Source organism: Candidatus Cryosericum septentrionale (assembly GCF_003570995.1).
GTDB classification, from domain to species: Bacteria; Caldisericota; Caldisericia; order Cryosericales; family Cryosericaceae; genus Cryosericum; species Cryosericum septentrionale.
On the sequence record NZ_QXIY01000036.1, the window covers coordinates 204 to 20,055 of the forward strand.

Here is a 19,852-nt window from a genome sequence, read left to right on the forward strand (position 1 = left end):
CGAAACTTAATTCTATTCGATTGCTTCAGTCTGTCAAGAGCAAACCCTTTTCGTACTTTCGTTCACCGGGGCTCCTGCGAGACCTGCTGTAACCGAACATCTATAAATATACGCTAAACGAGGGGGGTGTCAAGCGCGAAGCATGGAGCAGACCGAATTTCCCGACGGAGCCGCACAAAAACGTGCATCAGGACGCGCAGGGGAACGTCAGGACCCTGTCAACAGTGAACAGACCCTGAGCCAACCTACCCGCGGGACATGCCTTTCCCGGAGCCATCCTTCAGGTCCTCTCGCGACCAGGAGCTGCCGTGGGGGTGCGCGGCGCGCCACTGCTCGGACTCTATCCTGGAGTAGATACAGCCACAGTAATTCTGGCGATGCAGGCCGTACTCCTTGCTGAGGTTCACCGACTCCCGGAAGCCATCCTTCTTGCGGAACGCCTCTGGCAAGAAGGTGACCCCGTACAGCGCCCCCTTCTCGCGCCCCACCTGCTCCAGGAGGTGCACGTCCTTGTGTGGGCTGATGAGCAGGGTCGTCGTGAACACGGGTATCTGAAGCTCGGCCGCCTTGTGCGCGGCCGCGTCCAGCAGGACCCCGAAGCACCGGGGACACCGGAGGCCACCCTCGGGTTCATCCCAGAACTCACGCGTCGCCGCCAGCCAGCGCTCGGGCTCGTACGAGCCGACGATGAGCTCGAAGTTCTCGATGCACGCCAGCTTGCGGGCCTGGTCGAGGCGGAGCTCATACTCCTCCTTGGGCTGGATGTTGGGGTCATAGAAGAACCCGACCGGCTCATAGCCCCTGGCCCGCAGGCGCAGGACCGGCACCGTGGCATCCGGCGCACAGCAGATATGCATCAGCACTTGTTCCATACGTATATCATACCCCTGTCCCCGACCTCTGCAAATGGCCCAACCCACTCCGGACAACCAGGCTCACGGGCAATGAAAAACCCCGCTCCAGGGAGCGGGGGATTGTGAATGTACCACTTGCGAGATGCACCCCTCGCATTGGAGAAACATGCTCGGGAAAAGCACCCCTTGGATTGAGAAAACATCCTCGGGGGGCTATTGAGCAGCGCATCACGAAGGATCAGTGGTGGTGGTGCTCCGTCTTGTCGTCGACGGGGGAGTCCTGGGTGATGTCCTTGCCCTCGCCTTCGACCGTGTCACTGCCCGTCGTCACATGCGGCAGCTCATCACTGGGTTTCGTATCTCTGGACGACGGTCCACTGCTGCGTGTCGGCACGGGGGGAGCCTCGACAAATCCGCCGAGGATCGAGAAGCCAAGGATATACACGGCGAACAGGGTGTACTGCCCGATCGTGGACAGGCTCCGGCCCATTGAGAACGCGATGAGGACGAAGAGAATCATGATAGGGATAGTGATGAAGAAATAGAGCTTGCGGCTGACCGTCCTGTGGGTGCTTTTGGACAGGTAGCGTCCCAGCAGGTTGCCCAGGAACATAACGGCAAGACCCGCGAGCAGCAGGACGAAGAAGCTTGGCCCAGTACTCGTGGGGGTAGCCGGAGCCGCAGTCGTTGTCGTTGTCGATGCAAGTGTTGGCACAGGTATCCTCCTATGAACGTGAGCGGCGCAAGCACTAATGCGATCCGCTGTCAACGTGCGCGTTTACAAACTACCTCATCACTGTATACTCTTCGTGTGGATTATCAATGGCAGCCGAAGGGGCGAGCGTGAACAACCTTTGGGACAACAAGATCTTTATTGTCGCCGTCATCGCGGACCTCATTGCACAGGGAATCAAGCCAATCATCCACTACGGCGAGTATCATGAATGGAAGTGGCACCTTCTCCTCTCCAACGGCGGCTTCCCCAGCTCGCACAGCGCCGCCGTCACAGCCCTGACGGCTATGGTGGGATTCACGCAAGGCTTCGCATCCCCCCTGTTTGCCATCTCTATGATCTTCAGCGGCGTCGTCGTGTTCGATGCTTCGGGCGTCCGCCAGGAAGTCGGCAAACACGCGCGGACCCTGAATGCCATGTTCGAAGAATTCAAGCTGGGGGACCGCTTCGACTACAAGCAGTTCACCGAGCTTGTCGGGCATACCCTGTTCGAAGTTGTTGGAGGCATCGCGCTTGGATTGCTCATTGCGCTGTTGTCTCTTCGCATCCCATTCCTCAGATCGAGGTGAGCACATGAAGATCATTATTGGTTCCGATCACGGCGGATTTCGCCTCAAGTCCTTTCTCATCCACGCATTGACGCTCAAGGGCCACGAGGTCGAGGACCTGGGCACTGACAGCGGTGAGCGCGCCGTCGACTATCCCGACTTCGCAGCCGCAGTAGCCCGCAAGGTCGTCGCAGATCCAACCGCAGTCGGCATCGTCATCTGCGGTACCGGCATCGGCGCCAGCATCGCGGCCAACAAGGTCGCCGGCGTCCGCTGCGCGCTGGTCTACGACGGCTACACGGCACGGATGGCCAAGGAACACAACAACGCCAACGTGCTTGCACTTGGCGGTCGGACGACAGCCGAGGAGATCGCGCTCGACTGCGTCGTCACCTGGCTGAACGCGACCTATCAGGATGGGCGTCACCAGCCGCGCCTCGACAAGATCGCCGCCCTGGAGTGTCCTTTGGGCCCTTTGGGGTCGGGCCCTTTGGGGTCAGCTGGTAAATAGCCTCAAGTGATACATTCGCAACCTGATCAGTGAAAACCGCTCTGCTGCTCGTCGACATCCAGAGGGAGTACTTCCCGGGTGGCGCCATGCCCCTCGAGGGAGCCGCTGAGGCCGCCAGTCAGGCGAAGAAGCTGCTCGCCCATTTCCGGTATAACCACCTGCCCGCTGTCTTCATCCAGCACGTGTCCCTCAGCCCCGAGGCAACGTCGTTCAGGCCCGACTCTCCCGGTGTGAGTCTCTACAGCAGCATCAGGCCCCTGCCCGGCGAAGCGGTCGTCCGCAAGCATCATCCCAACAGCTTCCGCGAGACGAACCTGCTGGAGTTGCTGCGGACCGATGAGGTCTCTCGTCTGGTCATCTGCGGCATGATGACGCACATGTGTATCGACGCGACGGTGCGCGCTGCCTGTGACGATGGGTTCGAGTGCATCATCGCTGCCGACGCGTGCGCCACCCGGGACCTGGCGTTCGCTGGAGAAACGGTGCCTGCGGCCATGGTCCAGCGAGCCTTCCTGGCTGCACTGAAGGGAACGTACGCCGAGGTGACGACGACAGGCGAGATCGTCACGATGGTGCAGCAGCTGGCGCTGAGTGACGCTGATGTCCATTCGTTGGACACGGAGGGCGGGCATGAGTGCCGGTGAAACCTGGGCGCTGTACCGTCAGGCGTTGGATGCCTCGATGGATGGCATGGCCCTGCTGGATTCGGCTGGGCGCTATGTCTACGCCAATGCAGCGCACGCCGCCGCCTATGGCTTTGCGCGCGCCGAGGACCTTATCGGGCAGTCCTGGCGCATCTTGTACGATGATGAAGGGCTGCACTTCATCGACGAGCAGGTCTTCCCCATCCTGCGCAGCCAGGGCAGATGGCAAGGTCGGGCCGTCGGCAGGCGCCGCGATGGGTCACTGTTTCCCCAGGAACTCTCTCTCGTGTTCCTTCCCGACGGGGGCATCGTCTGCGTCGTCCGCGACATCTCGGACCGAGTCAAGGCGGAGGAACTGGCCAGGATGTCAGAGCGCATCATCGAGCGCAGCTCGTCCGTCGTCTTTCGATGCGCGCCGACGCCACGATGGCCCGTGCTGTACGTCTCGGCAAATGTAACCGCCTGGGGATACCGCCCCGAGGACCTGTTGAGCGGGAATATCTCCTTTGCCGACATCGTCCACCCAGAGGACATCCAGCGCATCCTGGGCGAGAGTGCCCAGTACTATGCCACAACCCTTATCCGGTGGAATGAGCATTACCGCATCGTCACCGCAGACGGTGCATTCCGGTATGTCGACGACGAAACGATTGTCACGCGCAATCCGGACGGCAGTGTGCAGTATGCCGAAGGCGTCCTGCACGACGTCACTGAGCGCGTGCTGGCCGAACAGGCCCAGCGTCTGTACCTGCTGCTGTCCGAGAACACGCACGACATCATCCTGTTCATTGCACCCAATGGCAGCATCCGCGAGGCTAACACGGCCGCCTGCACGGCATATGGCTACGCCCATGATGAGCTGCTGAGATTGAACATTCAGGACCTGCGGGTCCCGGAGGCGAGAGCGGCCATCCCCGCCCTGTTCGCTCAGGCGATCAACGGATCCATCGTCTTCGAGACAACACATATGCGCAAGGACGGTTCGGCGTTCCCTGTCGAGGTGAGTTCCCACGGCACTGACTACAACGGTGAACAAGTGATCATCAGCCTCATCCGCGACGTGACCGAGCGACGAGCCCGCGAAGCCGAAATAGCGCAGCTGGGGCGGGCGGTCGACGAATCGTCCGACGAAATCTACGTTGTTGACGGCGACACCCTCTCATGCGTGCAGGCCAACCTGCGGGCACAGCAGAATCTGGGGTACTCCCTGGATGAGTTGCGGCAGATGAAATCGGTCGACGTAGCGCCCGAGATGACGGCCGAGCGTCTTGCCGAGGCGCTTGAGCTCGTCCGGGCTGGCATACGGTCAACCGCTATGCTGCGTACGACCGCGCGGCGTCGCGATGGCACAACCTATCCCGTCGAGGCACGCCTCTCCCTCGCCGAGACTGGCGGCAAAACGGCCATCGTGGTCATTTTCACCGACATCTCGGAACGTCTTGCTGCCGAGGCGGAGCACACGCTGATCCTGACTGCCATGGACCAAGTGTCCGAGGGTATCGTCATCCTCGACGAAGACGAACGGCTGCAGTACGCGAACCAGGGGCTGGAACACATCCTGGGCGTACCTGCTGCGAGTATCATGGGGAAGACACTCGCTGAGCTTCCTGCCGGGCCGGGCTTTGAGGAACTCCATCGAGGTGCCGCCGCAGCGGTGCTCTCGGGACAGGCATGGACAGGAACGCTGACCATGACCCGTTCCGACGGGATGCCACTGACCCTGCGTGCCAGTGTGCGCTCCATTCGCCAGCCCGAGGGCCAGACCCGGGCGTACTGCGTCGTCATTCATGATGCCACCGAAGAGGTGCACCGAGAAGAGGAACTGCGTCAGAGCCAGAAAATGGAAGCGATCGGATTGCTGGCGGGAGGCATCGCCCACGACTTCAACAACCTGCTGACCGCCATCATGGGCTATGCGGACCTGTTGACGTACTCCCTGCCCCCGGGTTCCCCCGAGGCAGTGGGTGCAGCCACCATCAGTCAGGCGGCTGTGAAGGCAGCCGACCTCACTCGCCGCCTGCTGGGTTTCGCACGCAAGGGGAAGATCGAGGACGTCCCCGTCGATCTGCATTCGATCATCCATGATGTCCGCAGCCTGCTGGAACGGACTATCCCACGCAGTATCGTGATCACTGAAGAGCTGGATGCAGGCCAATCGTCGGTCTTAGGCGATTCCACCCAACTGCAGCAGGTCCTGCTGAACCTCGCCATCAACGCAAGAGATGCGATGCCCGAGGGGGGTACGCTGTCGTTCAAGACGCGGAACGTACATCTGGACGCCTTGTTCTGCCGGCTCCATCCGGAAACTCGCGAAGGGTGGTACCTGCAGACTGACGTCGAAGACACGGGGTGCGGCATTACTGCCGAGAACATGCCACACATGTTCGAGCCGTTCTTCACGACCAAGGGCGTAGGCAAGGGGACCGGCATGGGACTGGCCATGGTCTACGGCATCGTCCGCAATCACGGCGGCACCATACATGTGTACTCTGAAGAAGCCAGGGGGTCCGTGTTCCGCATGTACCTGCCCTTCACGGAGACTGCAGCAGCTCCATCCAGCGACAGCCAGCAGCAACCTGTTTCTGGTCACGGGCGCATCCTTGTCGTCGACGACGAGGATGTCGTCCTGAAGGTTTCGGCCGACATCCTCAGGCAACTCGGCTACAACGTTGACGAATGCATTTCCGGCGACGCCGCAGTGTCCTGGTATGCCACACAGCCACAGGAGCGGCGACCTGACCTCATCGTCATCGACCTGAACATGCCCGGCATGGATGGCATTCAGACCCTGAAGGCACTCAAGACCGTCGACAGTGGGATACGCGCTCTGCTGTCCACCGGTTTCGGCCTGGATGGGCGTCTGCCAGAAGCGACTGCGGCCGGCTTCGCCGGCTGGGTTCAGAAGCCATTCCATCCCTACGAGCTGTCGGTTGCCGTCGCACAGGCGCTGAAGACGCAGCACTAGACAATCGGCAGTTGCCCTTCTACGGTCTGCCGCCCGGCGTCGAGATGGAGGCGCTGTCAGGGTGCGATGGAGGTCCGCCATTCCCGCGAAGGCGGGAATCCAGTCTGCTCTCTTGCGACGGGCTGATCATCTGAAGCGTTACCTGGGGATCTACTGACCGAGCGCGATGCTGCTCATGTCATCGGTCCTGAGAGCGATCGACAGCTGGGCCATCTTGGCGTCGTCCACGATGTCGATCGAGGCACCCTGAGGGCTGGTGCCGAAACCAGTGATGGGCGCGGTGATGAACACAATATCCTCGCTGCGCAGGTCTCTCATCGCCAGTGTCTGCGAGTAGATGTCGGCAATGGAAAACGCGTTGTCCACGGTGAGGTTATGGGCCACGGCGCCCACGAGCGCAGCGAAGCGCACCGGGTTGGCCAGGGTCTGCTTGCTTAGGACCTTGAGCATCAACGCCTTGACGAATGCCTGCTCGCGACGCCCTCGTGAGAGGTCCCCCTTGCTGAGCTGGTACCGTTCACGCACGAATCCCAGTGCGGCTGCACCGTCGAGATGGTTCATGCCCACGTGCACTGCGTTGTACCATTTCTCGGTGCCGTCTTCATTGTAGACCTCGTCGCTGCTGGCTTCCTCGGCGTAGACGTCCACCCCGCCGACGGCATCGGTCATGGCCTTGAAACCTTCGAACCCAATAACAGCCACGTGATCAATGGGCACATCGACCAGGTTCCGCAGAGTGCGAACGAGCAGCTGCGGCCCGCCATACGCATAGGTGGCATTGATCTTGTCCTTGCCGTGCCCCGGCACATCGACGTATATGTCGCGCGGGAAGTGCACAAGATAGACCTTCTTGCGGTCACTGGTGATATGCATCAGGATAATGACGTCGGAGCGTCCATTGGCCACGCTGGTCTTGCTGTCCGAACCAATCAGCAGGATGTTCAGGGCGTCCTTGGCCAAGGGAGCCCCGGCAGCTGGATCCTTGGGCGAAGGATTCATAGCCGATGGATCCTCGATAGGTGAAGTCTCGCCCGCGCTGGGGGTCGGCAGCAGCGCCTCGTGCTTGACGTTCGCTGTGACGGTGTGGTTCAGCAACGCCCAGTAGACCACGCCGGTCCCAACCGTGAGCACTAGCAGGATCAAGACAACGCTCACAATGATCCGACGGGTGCGGTGCGTCTTGGAGGTAGCAGCGTTTGGGGACTCTGAGGTGGTGGACTCTTCCGGTGTTCGTTTCACGTGGTTGGAGGGTCAAGCTGCTGGCCACACTTCTTGGCTCCTGTCAGCGAACCGATGAGGATCAGAACCCCTGCAACGGCGGTCAGACCAATCAGTTCCAGGGCAACGCGTCCGTAGAATTCCAGCTTGAATCCGTTAAGAAGGAAGAACGACGGTACATACAGACACGCTCCAACAAGCGCAACCAGGTAGATCGCCACAACCATCCGAGTCCAAGCGGTGTGTGCTTTCATCTTGACCCCTCATTCAGTCATAGACTGACGATAGACCCATCTAGCAACGTGCGCCACGCTCTCTCTCCCGGGCAGCGGCCAAGGCCTTGAACGCCTTCTTGCAGCTCTCGTCGAATTCTGCCCACATCCGAGTGATGATAACACTCTTCTGAGGAATCTCCATGCGTTGACGGTAACGAGCCTGCCGGGACTTCCGCATTCTCTGTGCAATTCGATGCCCATTCACAGTGCTCCTGCTCTGTCATTCCTGCTGGACTCTGTCATTCCCGCGAAGGCGGGAATCCAATCCTTGGTCCTTGCTTACGGGATATTAATGGACGGATCGATGGCGTGAAGTGCGGCGCGCATGGCATTCGTGTCATGACTGCGCGTGGCGTTCAGCAGGGCGTCGACGGCTTGGCGGAGTACGGCTAGCTCGGGGAGTGCGGGACACTCGACACGCATGATGCTCTCGTTACTGGTCGGCACGACGTGCTCCGTGGACGACCACAGCTCCTCAGTCATCTTCTCGTTGCCGCGGTTGCCGTCGCACAGGCACTAAAGACGCAGCACTAGACAATCGGCAGCCTCCCTTCCATACGCGCGCAGCGTGGCACCTTTGGCAGGGTCATGAACGCCGACGAGGTTGTGCCGCTGATCCAGACAACGAGCTAACCCTGTTCCAGGATCTGCCGCTCAGCGTCGAGGTCGAACGCGAACTGCCGCACACTCGACCGGAAGAAATCCCTGATGTGATCCCACGTGACAGGAGTGCCGACGTAGACGGGGTCCCCCTGAACGTCGGCCTGCTCGAACCATACGAGCCCCTTGCCGACGATGAGCGGCTCGAGGATGCTCACCCCATATCGCTCCAGAGCATTGCGCGCAACCTTGCGGAAGGGGACGGTCTGGAGGACGGTATACAAGTCCACGAAGTCACTGCGCATACCGCCCTGACTGACAGCCAACAGCTTCATGGCTGCAATATCCACGACACCGGCCACGTCACAGCCATTCATCCTTGTGGTGGGCTCTGCAAAGCGCCCAGGGGTCTGCGTCAGAGTGAGCCGGGCGCCGTCTGCCTGCACGATCATCGCGTCGTCGCCCATCGTCACAGACTCCACAACGCCCGCAAGTCCCCGCAGCTCCTCGAGGACTTCGGACGGTTTGAACACCTGCTGAGTGAAGAACTCCAGGTCGCCGGAGATCCGGTGCCCCAGGTGCAGTGCCAACCCCGTCGCCCCTGCCAGGACCCCTCCATGCATACCCAGGGTCGGACCCACCCGGCTCATCAGGATGCGCGCCTTCTCCTCCACGCACTCAGGATGCATCGGACTCCTCGAACCACACCATCCAGAAGTTGCGCGCCCTCTCCGACAAGCCCTTTGCGGAGAGGACAACGTCGACGACGGCACTCACGGGGTACACGTGGACCAGCCACCGCAGGTCTTCTAGGTCTCCTTGTTCCAGCAGACACGCGATGATGGCAGCGGCGTCTCTCTGCAGGTGAAGCGCACTGGGATCCACACCGGTGAACAAGCGCATGGTGTGCAAGGGGATCGTCGTAGCCCGTTGCGCCACTTCGACCCTCCGCCGCACCTCGGGCCGGGTGAGCGGACCGATGTAAGACTGGACCATGCGCGTCCCATCACGGTGCGCCATGTACGCATACTCCTTGTTGCCCGTCTTGCGAATGGTGATACTCACGCAGGGCCTCCTGCAAGTATCATACATATCTTGCTATACAAGTCAAGCTGTATTTTGTATAGCAAGATATGTACGTCTGGCACTTTCCTCTTCGAAACAGACGTTCATGGCTATGGATGGTAGCCACTGCAGGCAGACCGCCAGAGGTCCCGGCGAGTCCGGTGGAATCCCGTCATTCCCGCAGGATTTCGTCATTCCCGCGCAGGCGGGAATCCAGTCTGGCCACTAATGAGCAGCTGACCCCAAAGGAGACTACGGCAACCTGCCCTCGACCAGCAGGATGGCGCGCCTGAGGTCGTCCATGCCCTGCTTGAAGCGTTTGACAGCCGTCGTCACGGAGCAGTGTCGCTCCTTGGCGATGACCGGCCACGTACGCTCGCGCCAGAAGCGGTCACGGATGATGGCAGCCTTCCGGCTGTCGATCATGGTGAGGCCGAGGGTGACGCGTCCCGCGATGTCCAAGCTGGTCCGGTGTAGCGTAAAGTCGCTCATTGCTCCTCCTGGGGCGACAGGAAGGCTTCACCGGTGCCGGCAGCGAACCATGGCGACGTCCCCGCCGTGCCAAGGTGCGTGGGTGTACGGCCCTCGTGGTCGCACCAGTGCAGCATGGTACGCCTCGCAACGGTGTTGCCGATGCGCAGCTGCTCGCCCAGCGGGCGGTCCTGGTACCGGCCGCAGCAGGACCACAGGGCATAGCCGGCGATCTGAATCAGGTCATCGGCGTCCAGTCCCCACGTCCGGGCGTAGCGGCGCGCCATGCCGACGATGGCAGGGCGCAGACCATCATACAGAGGTACAAACCAGGCATCTTTTCGTTTCACGCAATCCCTCCCCATGCGGATTATTTTACACAATCTGTGAACAACGCAAGTACTGCCAACATTTTCCTGTGTGTACGTTCTGTGCCCTCGTGTATAATATGGTAGACACCACCAAGGCAGGATGCTGCAGGACAGTTCCGGTGCGGTGTCGCGTGGGTGGAGCCCCGTTCCACGGCATGGCTTGCCACGACTGAAGCGCGTGTGGTTCCTCAACCAATGTGAAAGGAGCAGATGATGGGGTTTAAGGAGAATGTCCAGGCACTACTTGCACAACGCGGCTGGAGTCAGCGAGAGCTAGCAGCAGCTGCCGGCATTTCCCCCGGCGCCGTCGGGGACATCCTCGAGGGGGAGTCGTCCAACCTGCGGACCGCTGCGAAGGTGGCCGCCGCATTTGGCGTCGAGGTAGCCGATCTCATGCAGGAGGAGCAGCCCATGGAACCCCGGGACGAACTGGACGTGGCATTGCGTCACCAGGGAGATCTGTCCACCACCGACATCCAGGCAGTGCTCGCCTTCATCTCCTATATCCGGGGCGCTCGCCCGGAGCGGGACAAGCGTGGCAGGTAGAACGTGCCTCTCACCGCGCCTGATGGCATATGCTCAGCATGTGCGCGAGCACTTTCCCTGGATCATCGCGGGGACGACCGTCGCCGACCTGGACGCCCTGGCCGACGACGTGTGCACGTCACTCGACGACTTCCCTCTGACGACGGGTGTACTGGGCTGTACGGTGTTTGAGCATGGTGAGGCCTACACTGCCATCCGGGAGGGTCTGCGGCGCGAGCATGTCTGTCACGCCTTCGCGGCGGAACTCTTGCTCCCGCATGCAGCGGTCCTTGCCAGTGTCGCAGTTCTCATCCAGGCCCATGCCGGTGGCCCGGTGCCGTCCGACGCAACGCTCGACCAGCTGGCACGGCGCATGGCATCCGCCTATGACGTGTCACTCACCGCGGCGCGCATTTCGCTTGCCGAATGCCTCGCGGAGGCATCCTGATTGTCATTCCCGCGAAGGCGGGAATCCACCGACGTGGAACGGACTGGATGCCCGCCTGCGCGGGCAAGACGAATCGGGAGACAAGTACTGGATGCCCGCTAATGAGCAGCGCATCCAAAGGCTGGACAGTACCCGGTCACGCCGCTATACTACTAAGGTTATCTCCAAAAGGGGAGGCACCACGGTGTCCGAGAACGACCAGAAAACGAATACATCACGCCGATCGTCCCTGACCCACCTCCTGCACAACCAGTCGGTGGCCCAGGCGGCGGTGCTTATCGCCGTGGCCACATTCCTCAGCAAATTCGTCGGTTTCGCCCGCGAGGTGGTCATCGCACGCCAGTTTGGCGCCACCGGCCAGACGGACGCCTTCCTCATCGGCATGATGGTCCCCAGCCTGGTGCTCGGCCTCTTCGCCGGAGGACTCGGCATACTCATCGTGCCCTGGTATCTGGGCCACAAGAGGGAGGACCCGGAACGCGCCCGCCTGCTGGTCGACCAGGTGACGCTGGTATGGGGCATCGTCTTCGCGCTCGTGTGCGTGGGCGTGTGGGCCTTTGCCCCCCAGCTGGTGCACATCTTCGCCAGCGGCTTCGAGGGCGCCCGCTACACGCTGGCCGTCCAGGTGACCCGTCTCCTCGTCCCCATGGGCTTCATGCTCATCATGACCGGCCTGTTCACCGGCCTCCTGCAGGCCGAGAGCAGCTTCCTGGTAGCGTTGCTCTGGACTCTCGTAGGCAATGTCGCCTTGGTCGCTTGCCTGCTTGCGTTCTCGTCCCGTATGGGCATTCGGGCCTGGACACTCGGCCAGACAGCAATGGCCGTCATAGACTTCGTCCCGTTGGTCATCCTGCTGGCAAGCAAGAGGTACGGCTTCCTGAAGCGTTTCGACGTCCGACATATGGATTGGCCCGCCATCCTGCAGTTTGCCGCACTGCTCATGCCGCTGGTGCTCGGGGGTGGCGTAGCCGCGCTCAATGTTATGGTGGACCGCTGGGTCGCCTCACGTCTGCCAGAGGGGGCAATCGCCGCACTCGACTTCGCAGGTCGCGTCTGGACCATCCCCATTACCCTGCTTGCCAGTCCCATCGCCATAGCCGTCTTCCCCTCGTTCTCGTCCATGGCCGTGGACGGCTCGGCCCTGCATGCCATGGATGACAAGGTACGGCGCACCGTAGCCTTTCTCGCCTACATCGTCATCCCATCGTCCGTGGGCATCGTCATCCTGGCAACACCCATCACCCGTCTGCTGTTCCAGCGAGGGGCCTTCGACGCCACCGCGACCGCCATCACGGCCTCCTGTGTCCAGATGTATGCGCTGGGTCTCGTATTCCAGGCGATTGCGCCCATCCTGGCCAAGGTCTTCTATGCGTTCAAGAACACGGTGACGCCTCTGCTCATCGGTCTGGGCATCGTGGGAGCCAACATGGCCGGCAACATCATCCTCAGCAGGTACCTGGGGGCTGCTGGCATCGCCCTCGCGACCACCATCACCATCATGCTGGGCACAGCCATCTACGCGCTCCTCCTGCGCCGCTACTTCCGCACGGAGAACCGCGCTACCCCGACCTACCCGCTCTGGACCCAGATGCTCAGGACACTGCTGGCAACCGTCCCCGTTGGGCTCATCGCCTGGCTGGGTCTCAGGTGGATCAGCCCAATCACGGCGTTTATCCCTCTACTTGTCCGCGCCATGGCCGTCTGCATCGTCGCCGCCCTTGCCTACGCGGGTTGCAGTATCGCCCTGCATCTCGACGGCTGGCAGACCATCCAGGGCCGGTTCACGGGACTGGCGCATCGACTGCAGGGCAGGTAACAGCCCGTCATTCCCGCTTGGCTCCGTCCTTCCCGCGCAGGCGGGAATCCAGCCTGTCTCCTTGCGACAGACAACACTCCATCTCAGGTGCTGAACTTACCACTCGGTGCCTATTACCAGCTGACCCCAATAGCTCAAAGGTCTGCAGTGGCCGGTATTCCACCTGAACGGAGCCAACGGTTACGGACCGCGTGACGCCGCGCGTCAGCTAACGTTGCATATACTTTGTCGTCACCTCATGTCTACAATGTCGTCATGTCATGTCTGTATTGTACATGACCCTACGGACAATGAGGTGCAGGCCGTTGTCGTGGAGATTCATCCCGTCATCTGTCATTCCCGCAAAGGCGGGAATCCACCGACGTGGAACAGACTGGATGCCCGCCTGCGCGGGCAAGACGAATCGGGAGACAAGTACTGGATGCCCGCTAATTACCAGCTGACCCCAATCACGCTGGTCGCTCTTGCCAAAGGTATCATTGTATTTGTCATGGAATCCATAATGAAGATGTCATAGGAGGATAACATGGCAAAAGGACTCGACTACTCGTTTGGACGACCCAATCTAGACACGGTCAAACAACAGGGTTATAGCTTTGTCGCGCGGTATCTTGCTGTCAATGGTGGGAACAAGCTCATAACCAAAACTGAGGCTGACCAGATACGCGCTCATGGACTTGGTCTGGTGCTTGTTTACGAGCAATATGCGGGGAGGGCAAAAGAAGGGCGTGCCGCCGGTACGGCTGATGGGCAGACGGCACTCACTCAGGCTCGCTCAGTCGGCTTTCCCGACACCAGGCCTGTCTACTTTGCGGTAGACTACGACACCACGGAGGCAAATCAGGCAGCTATTGATGAGTACCTCCGTGGTGCTGCCGACAGTATCGGGGCCAATCGTGTGGGGGTTTACGGCAGTTATGCTGTTGTAGAGCGATGCTTCACGAATGGTTCAGCGCGGTTCTTCTGGCAAACGTATGCGTGGTCGGCCGGGAAGATTTCAACTCATACCCACATTCTCCAATATAGTAACGGCCGGACGGTTGGTGGCGCATCTGTGGATTTGAACGAATCGAAGCAGGCCGACTTCGGGGCTTGGGGGATTCCAGCCCCCGTCCCTGCTCCAGCCCCGGTACCTGCGCCCGTGGTTCAGCCCGCAGCCAAGCTCTCTGTGGCACAGCAATGGGCGATAGACCAAGGCATCATGACCCCTCCCGTAGATTGGGACGGGCAAGTGGATTACAACATTTTGGCTTGGGCGCTTATGAAGGCCCGCGGAAAGATATAGGAGGTTATCTGTGGCAAAAAGTCAATATTTGCGGAATTGTCCGTCCTTTCCAACGGGCTCCGTCCTTCCTTGGTCCGTCATTCCCGCTGGATTCTGTCATTCCCGCGAAGGCGGGAATCCATCCTAGTCCCCTTGCGACGCACAACTCTCCGTCTCAGGTGACGACCTTACCACTTTGAGCTGGAATTACCAGCTGACCCAATCACGCCAATGTTTCGATTGTTGACTATCACTGAAAGGAGAGACCGATACATGAAGAGACTGCAGTTAGCTACTCCTGGAGAGATTCTGAACGAGGATTTCCTCAAGCCGTATCACATCAGCGCATACCAGCTTGCGCTGGATACGGGGATGTCTCAGACACGCGTTTCGGCGATCATCAAGGGCAAGCGCAGTGTCACGCCAGAAACCGCTATGCGCCTTGCACGCTATTTCGGGATCTCTATTGACTTCTGGCTGAACATACAGATGCACTATGATCTCTGCACCGTAGACAACACCACCACGAAGCAGATAGGGAAGATCCGGACACTCAAGTCCATTCTTGGATCCAAAAAGAACAGTTCTGAGACTGATACAGCAGATCCATAGATGGTGCAGCATCCCACTCTTCGACCAGTATAGCGATTGCATTCGACTGTTAGGCTAAGCCGCCCCCGCAGTTTCCGCTCTGACAGGCTCATACAGTCACGTTCTGCGGCGTGACGCTACTTGCGTTATTCTAGTGGCATAATTCCGCACCAAGGACGCGACTTCCGCAATAAGTCAATATTTGCGGAGTCTTCCTCCGCAAAACTTCACTTGCGTCGCCGTCCGTCCCTTGCCCTGTCCTTCCCGCTGGGTTCCGTCATTCCCGCGCAGGTAGGAATCCAGCCTATCCCCTTGCGACGGACTGCAGACGGACAGCTCTCCGTCTCAGGAGGCACACTTACCACGCAGGGCGGAATTATCACTTGACCCCAAATCAGTTCTGTCTCTGATCCTTGAGCCAACGTGCCATGAATGGGTCGACCACGGAATAAACGCCCTGCTGGTCCGCTTCGACGAAGTCGAGTTTGATGAGCGCCATGAGCGCCTTCTGGATGCCGCCTGGGGACAGTTGGCGATACAGAGAGTAGTCTGCGCCAAAGAGGGACTGCGACGGCTGAGCGGCAAGCGCCCTGAGGACCGCCTTCTGGCCGGGGGGCAACGCCGAGAGCGTCGCCTCAAATTCCGGTGACTGCATGCTGAGCATCGTCTGGCAGGATGCTTCGACATGCTCTGCTGTGCACGACCGTCCAGGCCGAGTATTGTTCCATGCGATCATCGCCAAGCCCTGGACATACCAGGAGAAGCCGTCTGCCAGCTGATAGATGCGCGTGGCTATGCCAGCAGGACAGTCCTTGCCCGTAGCAACAAATCGCTCTGAGATGAATGCGACAAACGCGCTCTCGGGGATCTTGCCAAGTGGATAGACGAGAGAACTGCGGTAGAACGGACGGTTCTTGTCGGAGAACATGTCCGTGAGAATATGCCGCCTGCTGCCCAGAAACAGGAACGACACACTGCTGTGTTCCTGGACAAAGGATCGCAGTGTCCCTTCGATCGTCTTGGACTGTTCCAAGGCGGCAATCTCCTGGAACTCGTCCAGGACGATGCACGCACGCCTGTGGTGGCGTTCGACGTAGCGATAGAGACTACCCAGCATGTCGTCGATGACAATGGTGGCAGGCACGCCAGGATCGATACTCGCAGAAGCCTTCACGCCGTCGCTGGTGATCTCCATGCGTGGCGATATCCTGGTAAAGAGACCGAGCAGGCGCTTCCCGATTGTGGTGGGATCCGCCCCACGGCCGATACCTCGAATAATCCCATCAGACAGCCGCTGGACGAAGTCGCGCTCGGACGAAACGGGATAGACGTCGATCCTGGCTGTCAAAAAGTCCTCGGCCTCCAGGCACTCCAGCACCTTCCCAGCCAGAGATGACTTGCCCAAGCGACGCGCCGAAAGAAGCACGACGCTCTGACCATTTCGAACATGGGTCAGCAGGTCCTCCAGCTCCTGTTCTCGATCACAGAATGCTTCATCTCGTGCGAGATGCAGTGTAAACGGGTTATCTGCCATCTCAATGCCTCCAAACAACGACCGTCGCTTGCATCCAACGTTGCCATTTATAGTATACCACGTTTTATTCTACTAGCATAATCCTCACAGAGGGCGACGCACAAGTGGCTACAATAGAAGCGTTATGTCGTGTTCTGCCGTTATATTCTTGTAGCATTATTCCACTAGAATAATTTCGCAGTGCTCCGTCATTCCCGCTAGGCCGTGTCATTCCCGCGCAGGCGGGAATCCAGTCTTCTCCCTGTCTACGGGATATTGATGGATAGGTCGATGGTGTGCAATGCAGCCCGCATGGCGTTTGCGTCATGGCTGCGCGCAGCCTCCAGCAGAGCGCTGACCGCCGGGCGCAGCTCCCGGGCAGTCTGCATCATGCTGGTCACAACTGGCAAGGCGCCGCTCGGCGCGGTCACCCGTGATTGAAGTAGCTGGACCTAGTCCCTGCGTTCTGGCATGAAGAACATCTTGAGGGTATTCAAGATAATCGTGAGGTCGTAGTTGAACAGCGACCGCGAGCGAATGTAAGCCAGGTCCATCGTGAGCTTGTCTTCCGGGGCCGTATTGTACCGGCCGAGCACCTGAGCTACACCCGTGATGCCAGGACGCACCAGAAGCCGCAGATTCCAATCTGGTGTCTCCTCCAGAATCTTCTGAGCTAGCTCAGGACGTTCGGGCCGCGGCCCGACCACGCTCATGTCGCCTCGAAGCACATCGATGAACTGAGGAACCTCATCAAGTCCAGTCCTGCGCAACAACCGACCTGCACGCGTGATGCGCGAATCCAGTTCTCCCTTGCTCAGACGCGCGCCCGTCAGCCGCTCTGCGTCATGGCACATGGTCCGAAACTTGATGATGCGGAAGAACTGCCCGCGAAAACCCAGTCTTTGCTGCAGATAGAACACGGGGCGTCCGTCCTCCAACATGATCGCGATGGAGGCCAGGAGGAAAACAGGGGAAAAAACAGTGAGGGCGACGACGGAGGCGGCGATGTCCAACATGCGCTTCAGCGCAAGGTCTACAGGGCTATGACCGTACGGCTCAACTGTCAACATAAGATGGTCCGCCCGGACCTTCATAGGAGCCTTCTGCACCAGAGTCTCCTTGACGGTCGCAACCAGCTGCACGGTAATCCCGTTCCTCATCGCCAGTCTCAGGATCCTGTCACGTTCAGGCGAGGGGACGCTGGCGTCAAGCGTCAGACTGGCCCCCTCTGGAACGCCGTGTATCCACTCCCCGGTCACGTCACGAGCCGACATGGATGACACGACATACGCCGTGGATATGGAAAGCTGCTTTGCCAGAGTGGAACCGGCGGCTGCGCCGGTGCCGATGGCGATTGTGAGTGCCTTGGGCCTCACGCGAGAGTAGAACCGGCACAAGGCGTAGTTCAGAGGTACCAGCGCGGTCACCTGCAGCACAAACGCCGTGGCGACCAACCCGCGTGGAAACGCAAACGCGCGAACGACAAACGACGTTGCCAAGCTTGCCAGTGCCAGGATAAGCTGAACAAAGACCTGGCTAAGCACTCCCTCATAGGTGGCCGTCTCATAGTAGGCAGGCAGCCGATAGACAAGCCACAGTACGACGTAGAAGGCGGCCAGATAGGGGAACACCGCCTCAACCGCCAGTCTGTTCGCGGTACCGTATGGGTGGCCCAATGCGGCTCGTATGGCAAACACTGCCCAATACGTCCCGACCAGCACCAGCAGGTTGGTCACTGCCTGGGCAAACCCAACGAGAGTGTCAAGCATCTTCTTTGACATGACCATGACCCCCTACAGGGTCTGACGCACCCACGCTAGCGTCTGGGTGAGCCCATCCTCCAGTGAAACGGTCGGACACCAGCCCAACCTGCGCCCAGCTTCACTTGCGTCCAGCGCAATCCTCTGCACCTCGCCCGAACGTGCCGGCTCATACTTCCGAGCGACAGGATGGCCAACAACGTGCTCGAATGCGGCCAGAAGTTGGTTCAGGGAGGTCTCAACCCCCGTGCCGATGTTGAACGTGCCCAGCGGTCCCAGCATTGCAAGCATGTTGGCCTGCGCAACGTCGTCGACGAAGACAAAGTCGCGTGTCTGTTCACCGTCACCATATACAATGCACTCTTGGTCCAGCAGAATGCGCCGAGCAAAAATGCCGACAACGCCCGCCTCTCCTTTGGGATCCTGCCTTGGTCCGTAGACGTTGGCATACCGCAGGATCACGGTTTCCAGCCCAGAGACGCGGTGGAAATACCCGATGTACTGCTCTGCACAGTACTTGGACACGCCGTAAGGAGACAGAGGCCGGATGGTGGCCTGCTCGGTTGCTGGCAACGTGGAGGGTTCGCCATACAGTGCCCCGCCCGTCGACGACATGGTGAACCGCCTTACGTGCGCCTCCACACATGCGTTGAGCACGTTGATGGTGCCACCAACATTGACCTGTGCATCGAGCACCGGGTCCTCGACCGCCTGACGAACGTCAATCTGTGCAGCCAAATGGAACACGCAGTCTACACCGCTCGACACTGCTGCGCTTGCGGTCTGCTCGTCACGAACATCACCCACCTGCAACGGTGTCCTCTCGCTCAGATTCCCAGCATGCCCGGAGCTCAGGTTGTCCAATACAATCACGTCTGAGGCATCTGCCTGAAGCGCATCCACAACGTGCGAGCCAATGAAGCCTGCGCCACCCGTTACTACCGTGTTCATAGTTACACCCCCTTCCTTCCAAGCTCATTCTGATAGATTGTCTTCATCTGAGGCAGCACGGCCTCAAGGCTGAACGTCTCCTCAATGCGCCTTCTGCCAGCTTCACCCATCTGATGTCGTTCATCTGGATGCTGTGCTAACCATGCCAGCTTGTCAGCCAGACCACGCACATCTCCAAATGGAACCAGAAAACCGGTCTCTCCGTCAACCACAAGGTCATTGCAGCCTCGGATGTCATACGCAACGACGGGCAGTCCCGTGGCCATTGCCTCCATGACATTTCTGGGAAGACCCTCACGACTTGATGTCGACAGGAATACGTCGCTTGCAGACAAATACTCGGCCACGTTGGACACCCAGCCAGCCAGCGACACAATCCCTTCCAAGCCATGCCAAACCGTGAGATCTGCCACCTCTCGGTCTCTGCTGCCGCTTCCCAGCATCACCATCCTTGTAAGGTCCTCCTGGGATAGACAACGGATAGCTGCCAATGCATCTTCCGGTCGCTTGTTCCGGTCCAACTCGCCCACCCAGACTACCACAAAAGCATTTCCAGGGAGCCCAAGAGAGGCACGTGCAACAATGCGTCCGGCTGCGGGAAGGATCTGGTACCTGCCACAATCGGTGCCAACCCCTGGAACATACACAACCTTGGTCCTGCCATGAGCGAACGCACGCGAGGCAAGAGCGAAGTCCTCCCCGTTGATCGTGATCAGGGTATCTGTCCAA

General features: G+C 59.8%; 24 protein-coding genes. 11 read left to right on the top strand and 13 right to left on the bottom strand.

Going from position 1 to position 19,852, the window contains the following annotated elements:
- Positions 1 to 245: 245 nt before the first annotated feature.
- Together SMC1_RS08355 and SMC1_RS08360 are read right to left on the bottom strand one after the other, a co-directional pair.
- On the bottom strand, positions 246 to 872 hold the full coding sequence (locus tag SMC1_RS08355; protein ID WP_119086328.1) for an epoxyqueuosine reductase QueH: 627 nt from the start codon (positions 870 to 872) through the stop codon (positions 246 to 248).
- A 220-nt stretch (positions 873 to 1,092) separates the two neighbouring features.
- The gene (locus SMC1_RS08360) at positions 1,093 to 1,569 is read right to left on the bottom strand and encodes a hypothetical protein (protein ID WP_119086329.1); all 477 of its coding nucleotides are present in this window, start codon (positions 1,567 to 1,569) and stop codon (positions 1,093 to 1,095) included.
- 128 nt (positions 1,570 to 1,697) lie between these two features.
- Between SMC1_RS08360 and SMC1_RS08365 the strand changes: the two genes are divergently transcribed.
- Genes SMC1_RS08365 through SMC1_RS08380 form a run of 4 tightly spaced genes read left to right on the top strand, consistent with a single transcriptional unit; the run spans position 1,698 to position 6,255 of the window.
- Positions 1,698 to 2,156: a divergent PAP2 family protein gene (locus SMC1_RS08365; protein ID WP_165849361.1), complete on the top strand. Its 459-nt coding sequence runs from the start codon at positions 1,698 to 1,700 to the stop codon at positions 2,154 to 2,156.
- Between the two features lie 4 nt (positions 2,157 to 2,160).
- Complete coding sequence (rpiB, locus tag SMC1_RS08370) at positions 2,161 to 2,646, top strand: ribose 5-phosphate isomerase B (RefSeq protein ID WP_119086331.1); 486 nt, start codon at positions 2,161 to 2,163, stop codon at positions 2,644 to 2,646.
- A 29-nt stretch (positions 2,647 to 2,675) separates the two neighbouring features.
- Entirely contained in the window at positions 2,676 to 3,290 is a 615-nt protein-coding gene (locus SMC1_RS08375; RefSeq protein WP_119086332.1) for a cysteine hydrolase family protein, read from the top strand.
- Positions 3,277 to 6,255 carry a PAS domain S-box protein gene (locus SMC1_RS08380; RefSeq protein ID WP_165849362.1) on the top strand — a complete coding sequence of 993 codons (2,979 nt, stop codon included), beginning with the start codon at positions 3,277 to 3,279 and terminating at the stop codon, positions 6,253 to 6,255. Before SMC1_RS08375 ends, SMC1_RS08380 begins: the two co-directional genes overlap by 14 nt.
- 150 nt (positions 6,256 to 6,405) lie before the next feature.
- Here SMC1_RS08380 and SMC1_RS08385 read toward each other — a convergent pair whose 3' ends face one another.
- The 7 genes from SMC1_RS08385 to SMC1_RS08415 all read right to left on the bottom strand — a co-directional run bounded on the left by SMC1_RS08385 (position 6,406) and on the right by SMC1_RS08415 (position 10,234).
- Positions 6,406 to 7,410 carry an LCP family protein gene (locus SMC1_RS08385; protein WP_119086348.1) on the bottom strand — a complete coding sequence of 335 codons (1,005 nt, stop codon included), beginning with the start codon at positions 7,408 to 7,410 and terminating at the stop codon, positions 6,406 to 6,408.
- Positions 7,411 to 7,490: 80 nt separating this feature from the next.
- The gene (locus SMC1_RS08390; RefSeq protein WP_119086334.1) at positions 7,491 to 7,727 is read right to left on the bottom strand and encodes a hypothetical protein; all 237 of its coding nucleotides are present in this window, start codon (positions 7,725 to 7,727) and stop codon (positions 7,491 to 7,493) included.
- 300 nt (positions 7,728 to 8,027) lie between these two features.
- Complete coding sequence (locus tag SMC1_RS08395; RefSeq protein ID WP_119086335.1) at positions 8,028 to 8,231, bottom strand: hypothetical protein; 204 nt, start codon at positions 8,229 to 8,231, stop codon at positions 8,028 to 8,030.
- Between the two features lie 146 nt (positions 8,232 to 8,377).
- Positions 8,378 to 9,037, bottom strand: coding sequence for a hypothetical protein (locus SMC1_RS08400; protein ID WP_119086336.1), 660 nt, complete (start codon positions 9,035 to 9,037; stop codon positions 8,378 to 8,380).
- Complete coding sequence (locus SMC1_RS08405) at positions 9,027 to 9,413, bottom strand: DUF6922 domain-containing protein (protein ID WP_119086337.1); 387 nt, start codon at positions 9,411 to 9,413, stop codon at positions 9,027 to 9,029. Before SMC1_RS08405 ends, SMC1_RS08400 begins: the two co-directional genes overlap by 11 nt.
- A 252-nt stretch (positions 9,414 to 9,665) precedes the next feature.
- Complete coding sequence (locus tag SMC1_RS08410; protein WP_119086338.1) at positions 9,666 to 9,905, bottom strand: hypothetical protein; 240 nt, start codon at positions 9,903 to 9,905, stop codon at positions 9,666 to 9,668.
- Entirely contained in the window at positions 9,902 to 10,234 is a 333-nt protein-coding gene (locus tag SMC1_RS08415) for a sigma factor (protein WP_165849364.1), read from the bottom strand. Before SMC1_RS08415 ends, SMC1_RS08410 begins: the two co-directional genes overlap by 4 nt.
- A gap of 231 nt (positions 10,235 to 10,465) precedes the next feature.
- On the opposite strand from SMC1_RS08415, the gene SMC1_RS08420 reads away from it, so the two are divergent.
- The 6 genes from SMC1_RS08420 to SMC1_RS08440 all read left to right on the top strand — a co-directional run bounded on the left by SMC1_RS08420 (position 10,466) and on the right by SMC1_RS08440 (position 14,920).
- Positions 10,466 to 10,801, top strand: coding sequence for a helix-turn-helix domain-containing protein (locus tag SMC1_RS08420; protein WP_119086340.1), 336 nt, complete (start codon positions 10,466 to 10,468; stop codon positions 10,799 to 10,801).
- Positions 10,791 to 11,228 carry an ImmA/IrrE family metallo-endopeptidase gene (locus SMC1_RS10680; protein WP_207799371.1) on the top strand — a complete coding sequence of 146 codons (438 nt, stop codon included), beginning with the start codon at positions 10,791 to 10,793 and terminating at the stop codon, positions 11,226 to 11,228. The genes SMC1_RS08420 and SMC1_RS10680 overlap by 11 nt, the downstream gene beginning before the upstream one ends.
- Positions 11,229 to 11,319: 91 nt before the next feature.
- Positions 11,320 to 13,044 (top strand): murein biosynthesis integral membrane protein MurJ, encoded by a 1,725-nt coding sequence (gene murJ / locus SMC1_RS08425; protein WP_207799372.1) that lies wholly within the window; start codon positions 11,320 to 11,322, stop codon positions 13,042 to 13,044.
- 310 nt (positions 13,045 to 13,354) lie between these two features.
- The gene (locus tag SMC1_RS08430) at positions 13,355 to 13,561 is read left to right on the top strand and encodes a hypothetical protein (protein ID WP_119086342.1); all 207 of its coding nucleotides are present in this window, start codon (positions 13,355 to 13,357) and stop codon (positions 13,559 to 13,561) included.
- A 9-nt stretch (positions 13,562 to 13,570) separates the two neighbouring features.
- Positions 13,571 to 14,329 carry a DUF1906 domain-containing protein gene (locus SMC1_RS08435; RefSeq protein WP_119086343.1) on the top strand — a complete coding sequence of 253 codons (759 nt, stop codon included), beginning with the start codon at positions 13,571 to 13,573 and terminating at the stop codon, positions 14,327 to 14,329.
- A 252-nt stretch (positions 14,330 to 14,581) separates the two neighbouring features.
- Positions 14,582 to 14,920 carry a HigA family addiction module antitoxin gene (locus SMC1_RS08440; RefSeq protein WP_119086344.1) on the top strand — a complete coding sequence of 113 codons (339 nt, stop codon included), beginning with the start codon at positions 14,582 to 14,584 and terminating at the stop codon, positions 14,918 to 14,920.
- Positions 14,921 to 15,293: 373 nt separating this feature from the next.
- Here the strand turns inward: SMC1_RS08440 and SMC1_RS08445 are convergent, their stop codons facing one another.
- Positions 15,294 to 16,433, bottom strand: coding sequence for an AAA family ATPase (locus SMC1_RS08445; RefSeq protein WP_119086345.1), 1,140 nt, complete (start codon positions 16,431 to 16,433; stop codon positions 15,294 to 15,296).
- Positions 16,434 to 16,691: 258 nt separating this feature from the next.
- Between SMC1_RS08445 and SMC1_RS10685 the strand changes: the two genes are divergently transcribed.
- The gene (locus SMC1_RS10685; RefSeq protein ID WP_165849368.1) at positions 16,692 to 16,853 is read left to right on the top strand and encodes a hypothetical protein; all 162 of its coding nucleotides are present in this window, start codon (positions 16,692 to 16,694) and stop codon (positions 16,851 to 16,853) included.
- 11 nt (positions 16,854 to 16,864) lie between these two features.
- Here SMC1_RS10685 and SMC1_RS08450 read toward each other — a convergent pair whose 3' ends face one another.
- The 3 genes from SMC1_RS08450 to SMC1_RS08460 form a co-directional block, all read right to left on the bottom strand.
- Positions 16,865 to 18,193 carry a sugar transferase gene (locus tag SMC1_RS08450; protein ID WP_165849369.1) on the bottom strand — a complete coding sequence of 443 codons (1,329 nt, stop codon included), beginning with the start codon at positions 18,191 to 18,193 and terminating at the stop codon, positions 16,865 to 16,867.
- A 12-nt stretch (positions 18,194 to 18,205) separates the two neighbouring features.
- Complete coding sequence (locus SMC1_RS08455) at positions 18,206 to 19,123, bottom strand: NAD-dependent epimerase/dehydratase family protein (RefSeq protein ID WP_119086347.1); 918 nt, start codon at positions 19,121 to 19,123, stop codon at positions 18,206 to 18,208.
- A 2-nt stretch (positions 19,124 to 19,125) separates the two neighbouring features.
- The coding region (locus tag SMC1_RS08460) for a glycosyltransferase (RefSeq protein ID WP_165849370.1) at positions 19,126 to 19,852 on the bottom strand (727 nt) is incomplete at its 5' end.

Coding starts and splice junctions, on each gene's coding strand:
- SMC1_RS08395 (WP_119086335.1), bottom strand. CDS start 8,231: ATGACTGAGGAGCTGTGGTCGTCCACGGAGCACGTCGTGCCGACCAGT.
- SMC1_RS08440 (WP_119086344.1), top strand. CDS start 14,582: ATGAAGAGACTGCAGTTAGCTACTCCTGGAGAGATTCTGAACGAGGAT.
- SMC1_RS08380 (WP_165849362.1), top strand. CDS start 3,277: ATGAGTGCCGGTGAAACCTGGGCGCTGTACCGTCAGGCGTTGGATGCC.
- SMC1_RS08445 (WP_119086345.1), bottom strand. CDS start 16,433: ATGGCAGATAACCCGTTTACACTGCATCTCGCACGAGATGAAGCATTC.
- SMC1_RS08450 (WP_165849369.1), bottom strand. CDS start 18,193: ATGTCAAAGAAGATGCTTGACACTCTCGTTGGGTTTGCCCAGGCAGTG.
- SMC1_RS08400 (WP_119086336.1), bottom strand. CDS start 9,037: ATGCATCCTGAGTGCGTGGAGGAGAAGGCGCGCATCCTGATGAGCCGG.
- SMC1_RS08455 (WP_119086347.1), bottom strand. CDS start 19,123: ATGAACACGGTAGTAACGGGTGGCGCAGGCTTCATTGGCTCGCACGTT.
- SMC1_RS08390 (WP_119086334.1), bottom strand. CDS start 7,727: ATGAAAGCACACACCGCTTGGACTCGGATGGTTGTGGCGATCTACCTG.
- rpiB (WP_119086331.1), top strand. CDS start 2,161: ATGAAGATCATTATTGGTTCCGATCACGGCGGATTTCGCCTCAAGTCC.
- SMC1_RS08435 (WP_119086343.1), top strand. CDS start 13,571: ATGGCAAAAGGACTCGACTACTCGTTTGGACGACCCAATCTAGACACG.
- SMC1_RS08355 (WP_119086328.1), bottom strand. CDS start 872: ATGGAACAAGTGCTGATGCATATCTGCTGTGCGCCGGATGCCACGGTG.
- murJ (WP_207799372.1), top strand. CDS start 11,320: ATGCCCGCTAATGAGCAGCGCATCCAAAGGCTGGACAGTACCCGGTCA.
- SMC1_RS08410 (WP_119086338.1), bottom strand. CDS start 9,905: ATGAGCGACTTTACGCTACACCGGACCAGCTTGGACATCGCGGGACGC.
- SMC1_RS10685 (WP_165849368.1), top strand. CDS start 16,692: ATGGATAGGTCGATGGTGTGCAATGCAGCCCGCATGGCGTTTGCGTCA.
- SMC1_RS08420 (WP_119086340.1), top strand. CDS start 10,466: ATGATGGGGTTTAAGGAGAATGTCCAGGCACTACTTGCACAACGCGGC.